General features: G+C 44.4%; 10 protein-coding genes. 3 read left to right on the top strand and 7 right to left on the bottom strand.

From position 1 onward, the window contains the following. The first annotated feature begins 291 nt into the window (after nucleotides 1-291). Entirely contained in the window at nucleotides 292-2,139 is a 1,848-nt protein-coding gene (gene mrdA / locus LSG31_RS16615; protein ID WP_347436176.1) for a penicillin-binding protein 2, read from the top strand. Nucleotides 2,140-2,339: 200 nt separating this feature from the next. Here mrdA and LSG31_RS16610 read toward each other — a convergent pair whose 3' ends face one another. Continuing rightward, nucleotides 2,340-3,689, bottom strand: a complete 1,350-nt coding sequence (locus LSG31_RS16610) for an aspartate kinase (RefSeq protein ID WP_347436175.1) — start codon at nucleotides 3,687-3,689, stop codon at nucleotides 2,340-2,342. A gap of 219 nt (nucleotides 3,690-3,908) precedes the next feature. Here LSG31_RS16610 and cls point away from each other — a divergent pair, with 219 nt between their 5' ends. Continuing rightward, the gene (cls, locus tag LSG31_RS16605; protein ID WP_347436174.1) at nucleotides 3,909-5,411 is read left to right on the top strand and encodes a cardiolipin synthase; all 1,503 of its coding nucleotides are present in this window, start codon (nucleotides 3,909-3,911) and stop codon (nucleotides 5,409-5,411) included. Between the two features lie 112 nt (nucleotides 5,412-5,523). Here cls and LSG31_RS16600 read toward each other — a convergent pair whose 3' ends face one another. From LSG31_RS16600 to LSG31_RS16585, 4 genes are all read right to left on the bottom strand, one after another. Continuing rightward, entirely contained in the window at nucleotides 5,524-5,670 is a 147-nt protein-coding gene (locus tag LSG31_RS16600) for a hypothetical protein (protein ID WP_347436173.1), read from the bottom strand. A gap of 5 nt (nucleotides 5,671-5,675) precedes the next feature. After that, nucleotides 5,676-6,098: a hypothetical protein gene (locus LSG31_RS16595; RefSeq protein WP_347436172.1), complete on the bottom strand. Its 423-nt coding sequence runs from the start codon at nucleotides 6,096-6,098 to the stop codon at nucleotides 5,676-5,678. A 156-nt stretch (nucleotides 6,099-6,254) separates the two neighbouring features. Continuing rightward, nucleotides 6,255-7,457, bottom strand: coding sequence for an iron-containing alcohol dehydrogenase (locus LSG31_RS16590; RefSeq protein ID WP_347436171.1), 1,203 nt, complete (start codon nucleotides 7,455-7,457; stop codon nucleotides 6,255-6,257). Between the two features lie 221 nt (nucleotides 7,458-7,678). Beyond that, nucleotides 7,679-7,915 (bottom strand): hypothetical protein, encoded by a 237-nt coding sequence (locus tag LSG31_RS16585; RefSeq protein WP_347436170.1) that lies wholly within the window; start codon nucleotides 7,913-7,915, stop codon nucleotides 7,679-7,681. A gap of 360 nt (nucleotides 7,916-8,275) precedes the next feature. On the opposite strand from LSG31_RS16585, the gene cshA reads away from it, so the two are divergent. Then, nucleotides 8,276-9,793 (top strand): degradosome RNA helicase CshA, encoded by a 1,518-nt coding sequence (gene cshA, locus LSG31_RS16580; RefSeq protein WP_347436169.1) that lies wholly within the window; start codon nucleotides 8,276-8,278, stop codon nucleotides 9,791-9,793. A gap of 101 nt (nucleotides 9,794-9,894) precedes the next feature. Here cshA and LSG31_RS16575 read toward each other — a convergent pair whose 3' ends face one another. Both LSG31_RS16575 and LSG31_RS16570 read right to left on the bottom strand, forming a co-directional pair. Then, nucleotides 9,895-12,987: an AAA family ATPase gene (locus tag LSG31_RS16575; RefSeq protein WP_347436168.1), complete on the bottom strand. Its 3,093-nt coding sequence runs from the start codon at nucleotides 12,985-12,987 to the stop codon at nucleotides 9,895-9,897. Continuing rightward, nucleotides 12,984-14,141, bottom strand: coding sequence for an exonuclease SbcCD subunit D (locus tag LSG31_RS16570; RefSeq protein ID WP_347436167.1), 1,158 nt, complete (start codon nucleotides 14,139-14,141; stop codon nucleotides 12,984-12,986). The genes LSG31_RS16575 and LSG31_RS16570 overlap by 4 nt, the downstream gene beginning before the upstream one ends. Between the last annotated feature and the right edge of the window lie 169 nt (nucleotides 14,142-14,310).

The following is a 14,310-nucleotide window of genomic DNA, read 5'->3' as shown; positions in this document are numbered from 1 at the left end:
TGCTTTCCACTAGTACTTGTTTGAAGATTACGGTTAACATAACCGTATTTATATCATAGTAAAACATATGCGAATTGGCTGTGCGTTCCATCACTTATTTAAAATTTTTCTTATTTTATAGAAGATATTTGTTGCCGTATAAGCTCTTGAATCGAATTTCCCGACAGGACGAACTATTCTTATCAATGTATCGTCAATTTATATGGTGACATCTTCGCACGAAATCTATCATGTAACGGTTTGCCAGGAATTTGCGATAACGAGATTTTTATAGAATAGGTGATTTTTGCTATGAGTTTCTTAAAGACAGATCAGCAACAAGATTCAGCCGGGAAAACCTTGACCGGTCGTATGAATTTATTGTTTTTGCTGTTGTTTCTACTGTTATCCGCTTTGGTTGTTCGTTTAAGCTTTGTACAGCTTACAAAAGGTGAATCCTATCGGGCTCTTGCTGCCGCAAGCCATTTGGATCAAATGCCGATCCCGGCGCCGCGGGGATTTATCTACGATAGAAACAAAACATTGCTCGTATCGGATACCCCTTCCTTTACTTTGATGTACAGCGGGACATTTCACAAAACGGATCCGAAGTTTCAAACATTGGCAAATCGGATTCATCAGTTGATTCCGCAAATTTCAACAACGGAAATTGAAAAACGCATGACGGCAAATCCATGGGTGAGTGTGAGCCACCGGATCGCCACGGGTCTTACCGATCAACAGGTTTCCTTTATTCGGGAACACCAGGATCAATTCCCAGGCTGCAATATTATTATTGAACCTGTCAGGAAATATTTGTATGGGGATTTGGCAGGACATGTGATCGGCTATCTAAACTCCATACCGGCAAACCAAGTGGCGCATTATAAGAAACTCCATTACCAGGAAGACGACAAAGTAGGCCTTGCCGGAGTGGAAATGCAGTACGAATCATATTTGCACGGACAAAACGGCAAATTGACAGTAGAAGTCGACAATCAGAATCACATCATCAAAAATTTGGGATTGGATCCGCCGCCAACAAAAGGTGATGATCTGATTCTCAACATCGACGCCGGTTTGCAACAAACGATGCAAGATGCATTGAAGACACAGGTGTTGGCATTGCAAAAAATGGGAAGACCTGCAAAAAACGCGGCTGCTGTTGCCATGAATCCCAATACCGGCGAAGTCTATGCAATGGCCAGCTACCCAAGCTTCAATCCCCAATGGTTTATCGATGGGATTAATAAACACGTTGCCCAATGGCAGGCGTCGCAAAACAATTGGGCGATTCAAGGACTCTTCCCGCCGGGATCGACCGAAAAACCGTTGACTGCAGTGGCAGCATTGCAAGACGGTGTGATTAACGCTTCCACCATTTTTTTTGATCCCGGATATTTTATTTGGGATGGACAGCGATTTAACAACTGGTGGCTGTCCGGAAACGGAAAAGTGAACCTGATACGGGCGCTCGCCCTTTCCAATGACACCTATTTTTATAAGGTTGCTTACCATTATGCAAAAGGTCTTGATGGCCCGACTGCGCATAAATACGTCATGGATCGATTGCGTTATTACCAACGGGCATTCGGTCTCGGCGTTCCGAAAACGGGAACAGGTATTGATCTTCCATATGAAGCTTCCGGTTTTATGTATGATAACGGGAACCCTGGAGATCTGTTATTTGCCTCGATTGGGCAAGAGGAAGAATTTACGCCCATTTCCCTGGCGCAATACGTAAGTACGATAGCGAATGGCGGAAAACGGATGGAACCGCATATTGTAAAAGAAATCGTGGATCCGAATGGACATGTTGTCAAAACATTTCCGCCGAAAGTATTAAATACGGTGCCTGTTTCACAAGCAAACATCAAGCTCGTTCAAGAAGGGATGCAACAAGTGGTCGCTTCACCGGAAGGCACAGCCCACTCCATCTTTGTAGGTGCGAACTATACGGTTGCCGCCAAAACAGGTACGGCCCAAGTTGGCATGCAGCCCAACAACAATGACACGTCTGTCTTTATCGGGTATGCGCCGGCCGATCATCCGCAAATTGCGCTTGTTGTCGTCATTCCAAGCGGCGGAGAAAGCTGGACGGGAATCGGTCCGGTTTCAAGAAAAATTATGGATTATTATTTTGCGCATCCGATCAAATAAAGCTTTGAAATATATAATCAAATAGGTAGTTTTGATCAACACGAAAACACTCGCCATCGCTTCGCAAGCATGTGGATGTACAATCCAACACGCTTGCGAGGCTCTGCGAGTGTTTTCCATGTTTCTATATTGTTTTCTAAAACATTTTTAAAACAGCAGATGTTTGACTGCGATGAGTTTGGAGGAGCTAAAACGAACTCTTAAAAAAACTCTTGGTACAGCGCCACGACTGCATCGTCCACATCTTTGGCCTGCACCCCGAACATGATGCTCACTTCCGAGGATCCTTGATTGATCATTTCAATATTGATTTTTTTCTTCGCCAGCGCGGTTGTTGCACGGGCTGTCGTGCCAACAGAACTGCGCATTCCTTCCCCGACAATCATGACAAGTGCCAACTTGTGAACGATCGTAACCTCATCCACCTTTAATTCTTCTTGAATCCGATGAATCAATTTGTGCTCCAATACCGGGTCGAGTTGATCTTCCCTTAAAATAACGGAAATATTGTCGATTCCGGAAGGAGTATGCTCATAAGACAAACCTTCCGCTTCAAGAATTTGCAAGAGCCTGCGTCCAAAACCGATTTCCCGGTTCATTAAATATTTGCTTAAGTAAATGCTGCAAAAACCCGCATCCCCTGCAATACCAGCCACCGGTTTCGACGTGATTTTCCGTTCGGACACGATTCTTGTACCCGGCGCCATCGGGTTGTTGGTATTTTTAATGCATACGGGAATTCCTGCACGGAACGCCGGTACCAATGCCTCCTCATGAAAAACGGAGAATCCGGCATAGGAAAGTTCTCTCATTTCCCGATATGTGATTTCTTCAATCTGATATGGATTTGCGACTAAATTGGGGTTGACTGCATACACCGAATCTACATCCGTAAAGTTTTCATAAAGATCCGCTTCGATGGCAGCCGCCACGATCGATCCTGTTATATCAGACCCGCCGCGGGAAAAAGTAACGACTTCTCCATCGATCGAATAACCGAAAAAGCCTGGAAAGACGAGAATACCTTCCCGGTTGCGCAGTTCACGCAATTTGGCATACGAATCCGGAAGAATCTGTGCATTTCCCGGTTCATCGCTTACGATCATGCCTGCGTTTCCCGGATGAACGTACTCTGCCCGCTTTCCTAAACTTTGTAAATAATGTGCCACAATTTTTGCACAATGATCTTCACCGGCTGCTTTCATGCGGTCCATGAAACGCTCTTTTGTACAGCGTTCTCTTGTAAACAGCCTTTCCTGAAGGTCTGAAGCAATTTGCTCTGTCACTTGTTTGGGCAAGTTCAATTCTTGAACAATTTCATCATATCTGGAAACAACGGCTTGCAGTTCTTCTCCAGCCTGCCCCTTTTCCCAATATGTGTTTGCACACGCAATTAATAGATCGGTTACTTTTGTGTCTCCGCTGTACCGCTTTCCGGGTGCAGACACAACTACGATCTTTCTGTCCGGATCTGCCAAAACAATCGAACACACTTTTTGCATTTGCTGCGCATTCGCCAAAGAAGTTCCGCCAAATTTTGCAACTTTCATTTTACATCTTCCTTCTCTTATACCACCGTTGACTGAAATGGTTTTGTATCGATGCCGCATTGGGCCACTTATATAGTTTACAATTTTCCACAAAAACTTTGAATAAAAAAGATATGCAAGAATCGTAAAAAATTTTTGTTTGTGCCTTTTCAATAAAGGAAACTATAAAAAGAAAAGGAATATGTATACGCAATACAACGGATGAAAAGTGAGGGTTTTATGAAAAAACATACGTTCGCGTTAACGCTATTATGGTTTGTTTTTTGGGGGATCAGCATACTTTTCAATCATTTTTGGAACGGGTGGCATATCGGGATCATCAACCTGTCTTTTACCATCCTTGCATCCTTGATATCTCTGGTGATCATTTATGAAAATAGGGATCCCTCAAGAACCATTACCTGGCTTACAGCATTGTCGATCAATCCAATCATCGGCTTTCTTTTTTATCTTCTCTTTGGAAGAAGTTATCGCAAAAAAAATATATTTGCACAAAAACTGGAGTTCGACAAACGCTATTTTGAACGGGGACAAAAAGAACTTGCAAGTCAATTTTATACTCTATCGAATTATAAAAAAATATTAAAGCTTTCTCATAACATTGGGGAATTTCCGATTTCCTTTCATACGAATACAAAAGTTTTAACAAACGGGCAAGAGACTTTTCCGGCGATTCTCTCTGAATTAAAACAGGCAGCCCATCATATTCACCTGGAATATTATATTATTCGCGATGATGAAATCGGCAATGTCATTAAAGATGTATTAATAGAAAAAGCCAAAGCAGGTGTAGAAATTCGTGTTTTATATGATTGGGTGGGATGTTTTCAATTATCGGATACCTACATATCGGACTTGCGCAAATATGGAGTGAAAGTAGAACCGTTCCTTCCCGTCACATTCCGCTTGTTTAATAATCGAATCAACTTTCGCAATCATCGGAAAATCATTGTGATTGACGGCAAAAAAGGATTTGTCGGCGGACTGAATATCGGTGATGAATACTTGGGGAAAGATAAACAGCTGGGATTTTGGCGGGATACACATTTATTTTTGGAAGGAGAGTGTGTTGCGAGCTTACAGACCATATTTTTTCAGGATTGGATGTACGCAACGAAAGAATCCTTCGATTTTCAACGCTATTTCCCACGCTTCCCATCGACACAGGAAACGTTTGGCGGCGTGCAAATTGCAGCAGGCGGTCCTGATAAAGAATGGGAATCGATTAAAAACTTGTTTTTTTCCATGATTACTTCGGCAAAAGAAAGCATCTGGCTCGCTTCACCATATTTCGTTCCCGATCCCGATGTGTTAAGCGCACTAAAAATCGCTGCACTGAGCGGATTGGATGTACGGATTCTGTTTCCGGCAAAACCGGATAAAAAAATTGTTTTTTATGCATCCCATTCGTATTTTGAAGAGCTTTTAAAAGCAGGCGTGAAGCTGTATGAGTATCAAAAAGGATTCATACACAGCAAAATTTTAATTGTGGACAATGTTCTTTCTTCTGTCGGCACTTCCAATATCGATATGCGGAGTTTTCATTTAAACTTTGAAGTGAATGTCTTTCTGTACGAAACAGAAAGCACACAGCAACTGGTAGAAAATCACAAAATCGATGAACTGGATTCAAAAGAATTAACATTTGCAGCGTTTTCTGAACGTTCATTTAAAGATCGCACGTTTGAATCCTTTGCACGATTGCTATCTCCCCTATTATGATACGACAGCATGCAAACAAAAATATGCCCGTACCACTTGAATCGTGATTACAGGCATATTTTCACAATAAACTACCACCAACTACCCCTTTTTTAGGATAGCTTCCGTTCATTTAGAAATCTTTCGGTTGTCTGTCAACTGATTCTTCATCAGTGGATTTTGGACGTGTAAACCAGAATACGAAAGTTGCCAAAAATGCTCCCATAAAGAACACCACGCCTTTTGAAGGCTTGATCGGCGGAAGATTTGTCAATGCCAAATTGCTCACTTCTTCCTTGGTTTCTGGATGGCAACATTGCATTTTTGCAAGACAGTTTCACGATAACTTGAGAAAAAACGCAATGTTGCAGGGAGATATGCCACACGTTTTGGTTCTCCAAAAGGCGGACCGCTTATTACGATAGTAAACCGATGTGCGCTGACAAATGTTCCGATCACATTGATTTGGTCCAATATCAACAAAAATGCCGCGATCACATCAATGACATCAATCACGAAATTTCCGTTTGGCGTTGATTCATTGCTGACAGATCGGGCACCGCCAGTAATTGGACCAGCCAAGGAAAGCGAAAATCCCCCTTCTGTTGTTACAAACACACCACTAATCGTAATCTGACCTGTGAGCAATAAAACAACCGTGATTACATCAAGTGAACGATACAATGCTTGGATTGCTTGGATTCCCATAGGCTCTTGCTCCCATAGGCCACATGATTTACTTACCTGTATTTCTTATATTCTATTCCAATAAGATGGGATTGGCTCACAATCACAGTCTATTTTGATCGATCAATGTTCTTCGACAACTAGCCGGATCAAAATGGCTGATATCAAAATCGTGAATTATTCATAAACGTCCTGATAGATGCGCAATATTTCTTCTGCCGAAATCGGATGTGTTCCATCCAGAAACCCTTTCCCAAGGCCGCCTACACGCACTGTTTCTTCCGCCATCAGCTGCAAATCTGCTTGACGCACACCCACATTCTTTAATGTATCAAATGTTCCTATTTCCTTAAACCATTGTTCGATTGCCTGGATGGTTTCTTTCACTGCTGCCAGATCGTCGCTGCCGGTAACGTTGAATACCTGGCGTCCGAGCCTTGCCAAGCGATGCGGGCGATCGTTTTGAATGACGATCCGAAAATAGGCAGGTGTCAAAATGGCCAATCCCCGCCCATGAGAAATGTCGTAATGGGCAGACAACGTATGTTCCATTTGATGAACGGGGAAAGTGCCCCCTCTTCCGGCGTTTGCGATGCCGACAAGAGCGAGTGTGCTAGTCCAAAGCAAATGCTCTCTCGCTTCATAATTGTCCGGTTGGTCAATTGCTGTTTTGGCATATGCCACTACATTGCGCATGAGCCCTTCCGTGATTTCATCTTGTACATTTGCCTGCTCGTTTCCCGTCATGTACCCTTCATACAAGTGTGTAAACATGTCGACAGCACCATCCGCCGTGTAACTGACTGGTACTGTAAACGTCAATTCCGGGTCGAGAATGGCCGCTTTGGGAAATAATGCCGGGCCGCTAATGCTGGATTTTTCTTTGGTTTCCCAATTGGTGATGACAGCGCCGGAATTTGCTTCCGAGCCTGTTGCTGCCAATGTCGGAATCGTTACAATCGGAAGTGCTTCCCGAATCGGCAACAATTCCTTCCATAATCCGGTTTTGTTGCCGCGAATATATTCATGAATCCCTCTTCCGGAAATGGCAACTGCAGCTATGGCTTTTGCCGCATCCATGGCAGAGCCGCCGCCAAGCGCGATGATCAGATCACACCGTTCTTCCCGGGCAATCCGTCCTCCTTCGTCAACCGTCGTGGCACGAGGATTTGGTTCGATGCGGTCAAAAAGCACATAATCCACATCAGCCGCTTGCAAAGAGTCGATCACTTTATCAAGGGAACCGGTTTTTTTCGTGGATGACCGCCCCGTGACAAGCAGCGCTTTTTGCCCGTATTCCTTCACAATCTCCCCGGTACGATCCACTTCTTTTTTGCCAAAATAGATTTTTGTCGGAGTGTGCAAGACAAAATTCAACATAGTTATCGTTTTCTCTCCTTTATTTCAAGTTTGAAAATCTACAGGATACCGTTATTCGCTGGAAAATCCGTCTATTGAATACAATGTGTGAAAATCACCAAAATAGCTTTGACTGCGCGACGTATACACAGTATGTAAACACATCAATATCATATAGTAACTATATTTATTTTGTAAAGTAAAGAGAAGAAGAAAGGTCTGATCTATGCAAATCAGAGTATTTATTTTATCGTCAGGCTTCCCAAAAGAATGGAACCCATCATGATTTTTACCCGGACAATTCGTATATCAGGCACATGTTCTCGAATATAACGTTTTATTTTCGCTTTTAGCAATCGGGTATTTCGTTCATCCATCGGTTCATCCAATTGCGTCGAAAATTCTTCAACGTAGGATCGAACATACAATACCAATACATATCCATCATCTTCCGGGATTAATTCATGACGTTCAAACATTGCCGCATGGCACCTCATTTCACTTCGATATAGAACCTGCATACTTTAACCGTTTGATTGCCTTTTTATGCGATATGCATGCACGATTTATGGATCGAACTTCGTTTTGAAGCGATGCGGAATTCGCATTGCAACATGAATATTTTTGACTTGTACGGAACAAAATGACAAGTGGCAAGTACATTTTAAAATGACGATAGTATCCTAATAAAGTTATTTTGCAATTTCTATATGAGTTATTGTTATTCCATACTTGCTACTATATGAAGAAATCATGTATTATGGAGGAATGCTCGCCATCAATACATATCGAAATCCGGGGGTACATTCCCCTTGAAGCAATAAGAAAGAAGGATACGAATGGCACAATTTTCTGATCTTAATTTAAGTTCACCTGTATTACAAGCACTGGAAGAGATGGGATTTGAATCAGCAACTGCAATACAAGCGGAAGCAATACCGGTAGCCCTCACCGGCCGCGATATGATTGGACAAGCCCAAACAGGAACAGGCAAGACGGTGGCGTTTTCCATTCCGATGGTGGAAATGGTCGATTCGGATAACGAATCGATTCAGGGGTTAATTCTCACTCCTACCAGGGAACTCTGTATTCAAGTAGCGGAAGAAATTCGCAAAGTAGGCATGTTAAAAGAAGTACGCGTTCTGCCCGTGTATGGCGGTCAAGATATTAACCGGCAGATCCGCGGATTAAAAAATCGGCCGCATGTAGTAATCGCTACACCGGGTCGATTGCTCGATCACTTGAATCGCAAAACGATTCGACTGAAAAATATCCGCATGGCTGTTCTGGATGAAGCGGATGAAATGCTGGATATGGGATTTATCGAAGACATTGAAGCGATCCTTACCGAATGTCCGGAAGCAAGACAAACGTTACTATTCTCGGCAACCATGAAGCCGGAAATCAAGAAGCTGGCAGAACGCTTTATGAAAGAAATTCAGATTGTCTCTGTCAAAGCGCAAGAAGTAACCGTTCCAAGTATTGAACAAGTGTACTATGAGATCAATGAACGGCAAAAATTAGATGTTTTGACACGTTTGTTAGACATTCAAGACCCTGAGCTTGCCATTGTATTTGGCCGCACCAAGCGACGTGTAGACGAGTTGGTCAATGCGTTGATTACGCGGGGATATCAAGCGGACGGATTGCACGGGGATCTAAGCCAACGGCAACGGGATATTGTCATGCATAAATTCCGGGATGGCGGGATCGAGATCCTGGTCGCTACCGATGTTGCTGCAAGGGGTTTGGACATTTCCGGCGTCACGCATGTATACAACTTTGACATCCCGCAAGATATCGACAGTTATGTGCATCGCATCGGTCGTACCGGTCGCGCCGGGAAAAGCGGAATTGCCGTCACATTTGTAACGCCGCGGGAAGTTGACCATCTGCATCAGATTGAACGCATTACCAAGCGAAAAATTACGAAGCGGCCCATGCCGACATTTGCAGAAGCGATTCGCGGCAAACAGCGGATGGCTATGGAACAGTTGATGAATACGATCGAAAACGAGGAATTAGGCGGCTATCGTGCCATTGCCGAAGAACTTTTGGATCAGCAAGATTCCATTCTTTTGATATCTGCAGCACTAAAACTCCTGACAAAAGAAACACAGGAGATTCCCATCCAATTGTCGGATGTCACGCCGATTCGCGTGAAAAAATCAGAAAATCGCGGCAGGGAATCGTCAAGACGGATCCGTTCCGGAATTTCTGGCGGAGGAAAGATGGACTCTTCCCGGAATGCAAAAAAACATCGGGATTGGGATCGGGAGAAAGGCAGAAATCGGGACAGGGATCGCGAGAAAAGCAGAGACAGGGATAAGAAACCAAAGCGCGCAAACGCAAAATAAAGGATGAAATTACGCTAGCCCGTACCACAGAATGGATGGATACGGGCTATTTTCACTGATCGGAGGAAAACACATCCATAGCAGCCGCAGTCCGATCGGATCTAGCGAATGACAAACCTTGCCTGACTATGGCCATCGTTTGTTTTCTCCACTTCCAGCACGGCGGGAAACGCTTGTTTCAGCTCTTGCACATGTGAAATGACACCGATCATGCGGCCAGCTTTTTGCAGTTCTGCAAGTGCTTCAATCGCTTCATGCAAGGATTCCTCATCCAAGGATCCGAACCCCTCATCGATCCACATCGTATCGATGGAAATTCCGCCTTTGTACGATTGAATGATATCTGTCAATCCTAATGCCAAACTTAAGGATGCTTTGAATTTTTCACCGCCGGACAGGGATTTTACGTCTCGCTTTTGCCCTGTATAGGAATCGAATACATCCAGACCAAGCCCGCTTTGTCTCCCTTGTCCCGCCAGTTTTTCGCTCCGTTCCAGGTAAAATTGCCCATGTGTGAGTTTTTTCAAGCGGATATTGGCAGCTTGAATGATCAATTCCAGAAATTCAATTTGCAAATACCGTTCAAACGATAATTTTTGTTCGTTTTCGCCGCGAACGACATCATACAGTCCAGTAATGACTTGGGAGGCTTTTTCCTGTTCCGAAATGTCTTGACAAGTCCGTTCAATCCGCTCTTTTAACATGGTGGCATCTTTGTAGTGGACGCGGTCTGTTTCGTATTCACTGACCAAAGTATTGTATTGGGTTTCCAGTTGTTTGAGATTTTGCAATAGCTCCTCTACATTTGTTCGAGGCTTGCCGCTGAGTTCTTTTTGCATTTCATAAACCCTTTGGGTCAAAAGCAGCAACGTTGACGTAAATGTATCGATTTCTTCTTTTAACGCTTCCCGCATGACTGGCGCCAGTTTGGCAGATTGATAGGATTCCTCTGTTTCAAAACCGGCATTTGCCAGTTCCAGGCGGTACCGTTGTGTTGCTGCTTCGTTTGCTTGACATGCTTCCTGCCGCTGTCGTTCTGCATGCTGCAAATTGGCTCGCATGGCAATTTCCGACTCTCTGGCGTTCCGCAATTGTTCTTCGGCCAACTGCCATTGCTGCTCCAGTTGTTTTTGTAATGCGCGTATATGTTTTAACTTGCCCTGTAAATCGGATAATGAAGAAATATCAACAGGCAACGTTTCCTTGATGCTGTCATATTTCGCTTTTTCTTGCACCCGTTGCAGTTGAATCTCATGTACTTGTCGTTGCAATGCTGCCCGTTCCGTTTCCAATTGCTGCAGCTTTGCCTGCCATTCACGTTCCGCCTGGCGTTTAGTCTCGATCTCAGCGGTTTGTATCTCCAAATGTTTCACTTGCGTATTCATTTCCTGCAGTTGTTCCGCCAATGCGTTCACATATTCACTGGCATGTTCTGCCGGAATTTGAAAGTTGGAAAGCATATCGGCTTTTTGCTCCTGTGCCAGTTGTGCTGCAGTACATTGTGATTTTAATTCATTGTAGCGCGCTGTTTGTTGCTCCCGTTCGTTCCTTTTTTTATCAAGCATGGATTTGCTTGGAACATTTGCAGACATTTCAGCCTTCAAAGGGTGATCCAAGCTGCCGCAAACAGGACAAGGCGCACCGTCCTGCAGATGTTCTGCCAGAATGCCTGCTTGTCCTTGTATCCATTGATTTTCAAATATTTGATATTGTTCAAGCGCTTGTTCATACGCCTGACGTGCTGTCAACTCTTCTTTTTGATAGCGTCGGTATTCCTGCTGAAGCTTGAGATATTCGACAACTGCTTGGTGTTTTGCTTCCAGCTCCATGTGTTGCCGACTGAGCTTTGGCAACTGTACCGCTTGTTGTTCGAGATCGGAAAGTTCATTGGCAATTAATATTCGTTCCTGATTCCATTGTTTGATGCGATCTTCCCGTTGCTGCAATCCGCTTTGACTCTTTTGTTCCTGTTCCGCAAGTTTTTGTATGGATTGCCGTTTGTTGTGCAACTCTGCCAGTTTGGGCTGCAACTCTTCATACGTTTGAATATCCCGGCTGACTTGCTCTCGCTGCTGCTGTTTTTTTGTCTCGATTGCAGCTTGGACTTCGGCATGCGTAAGTGTTTCGACGGCTTCTTGCAGCAAACGGCTGCATTGATCCCATTGGCGCCTTTTTTCCTGAACGAGGGATCGACTCGCCAGCATGTGCTCCTCATACGGTTCGATTCGCGCTGCTTTCTCGGCCAGTTGCAGCTGTTTTTCCCTGGATCGATGTTCCGGAAGTTTTTGTTCCAGTGCTGACTTTTGCTGTTGTTTGGCATCCAATTCGACAAAGCGGTCATTGTATGCTTTGGCACGATGATACTCGGCCTCTTTTTCTTTATACGACCGGAACGTCTGATCTTTTTTCTGCTCCCACTCCTTGATCCGATCTTCATACTCTTGCAATTCCCCTTGCAAACCGGCAAGGATTTGATAGGCATTTTTATTTGCTTGCGACAGTATTTGGGACAAAAGGGAATTGGAGCGCTCAGGCAGCGCCGTTGCAATCGTTTGCATCAGCGTATCCAGTTTTATCTGCAGTTGCTCAAGCTTTGTTTGCGCTTCTTTTCTGCGTTCATCCAGCAGTTGGCGCATCCATTGAAACGATTCGGTTTTAAAAATCCTGCGCAATATTTCTTCTTTGTTCACCGTATCGGATGTCAGCAATTTGCGGAATTCTCCCTGTGGAAGCATGACAATCTGCGTGAATTGATCCTTTGAAAGACCGATCAGATCGATCACTTTTTGATTGACATCCGTGACATGAAAGCGATCGACGCAGGGAACCTCCAGACCACCTGTCTGTTCATAAAACTCGATTTTTTGCCCGCTTGGATTTTTATTGCCGTTTTTTGTATGAGGCATTTGCCGGAAAATCTTATACGTTTTCCCCTGCAATGCAAATATCAGCTCGACCGCCGTATGGATTTGATCATCCGCGAAATGGCTGCGCAAAAGTTTCGCATCCTTGCGATCCTCTCCATTCGCTTCTCCGTATAAGGCGTAGCAAATGCCGTCAAAAATGGTTGTTTTCCCGGCTCCAGTTTTTCCCGAAATGGCAAATAATTGATAGGGTTCGATATCCCGAAAATCGATCACTTGCGTATCTTTATATGGCCCGAATGCGGTCATTGCCAAACGGATCGGTTTCATACGTCCCCTTTCTCCCTTCTGAGCACATCTTCCAACACTTCCTGAAACAACGTTTCCATTTCATGGGGAAGTTCCGTGCCCTTCACTTCTTTATAAAATGCTTGAAACAATGACATGCTGTCCATTTTATGGCGTTCCAGCGTTTGCGTTCCCGGATCTGTCAGAACGGCGGTTGATTGCTTGCGCGTCACATGCATGGCATTTGGATAGACAGTGCGGACATGCTCCATGGGGAACAAAACCGCATGTGAATCAAGCAGCGTGACGAATACATAGTCTTCACACCTGTCATGTTGCTTGATATCATCCAACAAACCTGCAACACTGCGCACATCACGGCGCGGCACAAGCGATCGCTTGTCCACTTGCACATTCCCGTCGGCAGCCAATTCAACACTGTAGAAGCCCTTGTCATGATATTCCTCAGAAATCGAATATTTCAAGGGAGAGCCGGCATAACGGATGCGCTCATTTCCCACATGATGTGCTTGATGCAAATGTCCGAGCGCCACGTAATGAAAATTTTGAAAATGGCTGGCTTGTATATACTCCGCCCCTCCGATCGCAAGGGGACGCTCGGAATCGCACTGGTATTCTCCTGCTTCGCCTGACGGTGTGACAAATGCATGTCCTATGAACACATGGCGTGCCAACGGATCCATATACGGCTCCAGCATTTTTATAATCGCCTGCATGGCGTCATTATGTGTGCGTATCGTCTCATCTTCCAGCAGTGTTCGGACTTGGCCAGGCTCTGCATATGGGACGAGATAGAAATGCACCGGTCCATGTGCATCGTACAAAATGGCTGGCTGCATTTCTTTTTGCAATTTGCCTTGGATGTAGAGTCCTTGATCTTTTAAAATCGAATTCGCAAAATGGATCCGTTCCGGACTATCGTGATTGCCTGCAATCATGAGCACCGGTGTTTTCATATCAACGATCAATCGGGTCAATACATCGTCCAACAATCCCACTGCCTCATTCGGAGGCACCGCTCGATCATACAAGTCCCCTGCTATGATCACTGCGTCCGGTCGCTCAGACTTGACTGCATCAAGAAACTGATCGAGTACATAACGCTGATCTTCTGTCATGGCAAAACCTTGAACCAGCTTGCCTAAGTGCCAATCAGCCGTGTGAAAGATTTTCATGCTGTCCGTCCTTTCCTGCCCGCTTATTCTATTATTCTAGCATGTTTGCAATGGTAGCTTCGATCATTCCGATCAAGTATCGCTTTTTTTCCTTATGAGAAAAATTCTAACACAACCAAGCGTTCGCCAACTACCATTTTTTTGAAATCATAATCATTTTACTCTTGTA

Origin of the sequence: Fodinisporobacter ferrooxydans (assembly GCF_022818495.1) — a bacterium.
GTDB lineage: Bacteria > Bacillota > Bacilli > Tumebacillales > MYW30-H2 > Fodinisporobacter > Fodinisporobacter ferrooxydans.
This window is presented reverse-complemented; position numbering and strand designations above follow the sequence as displayed.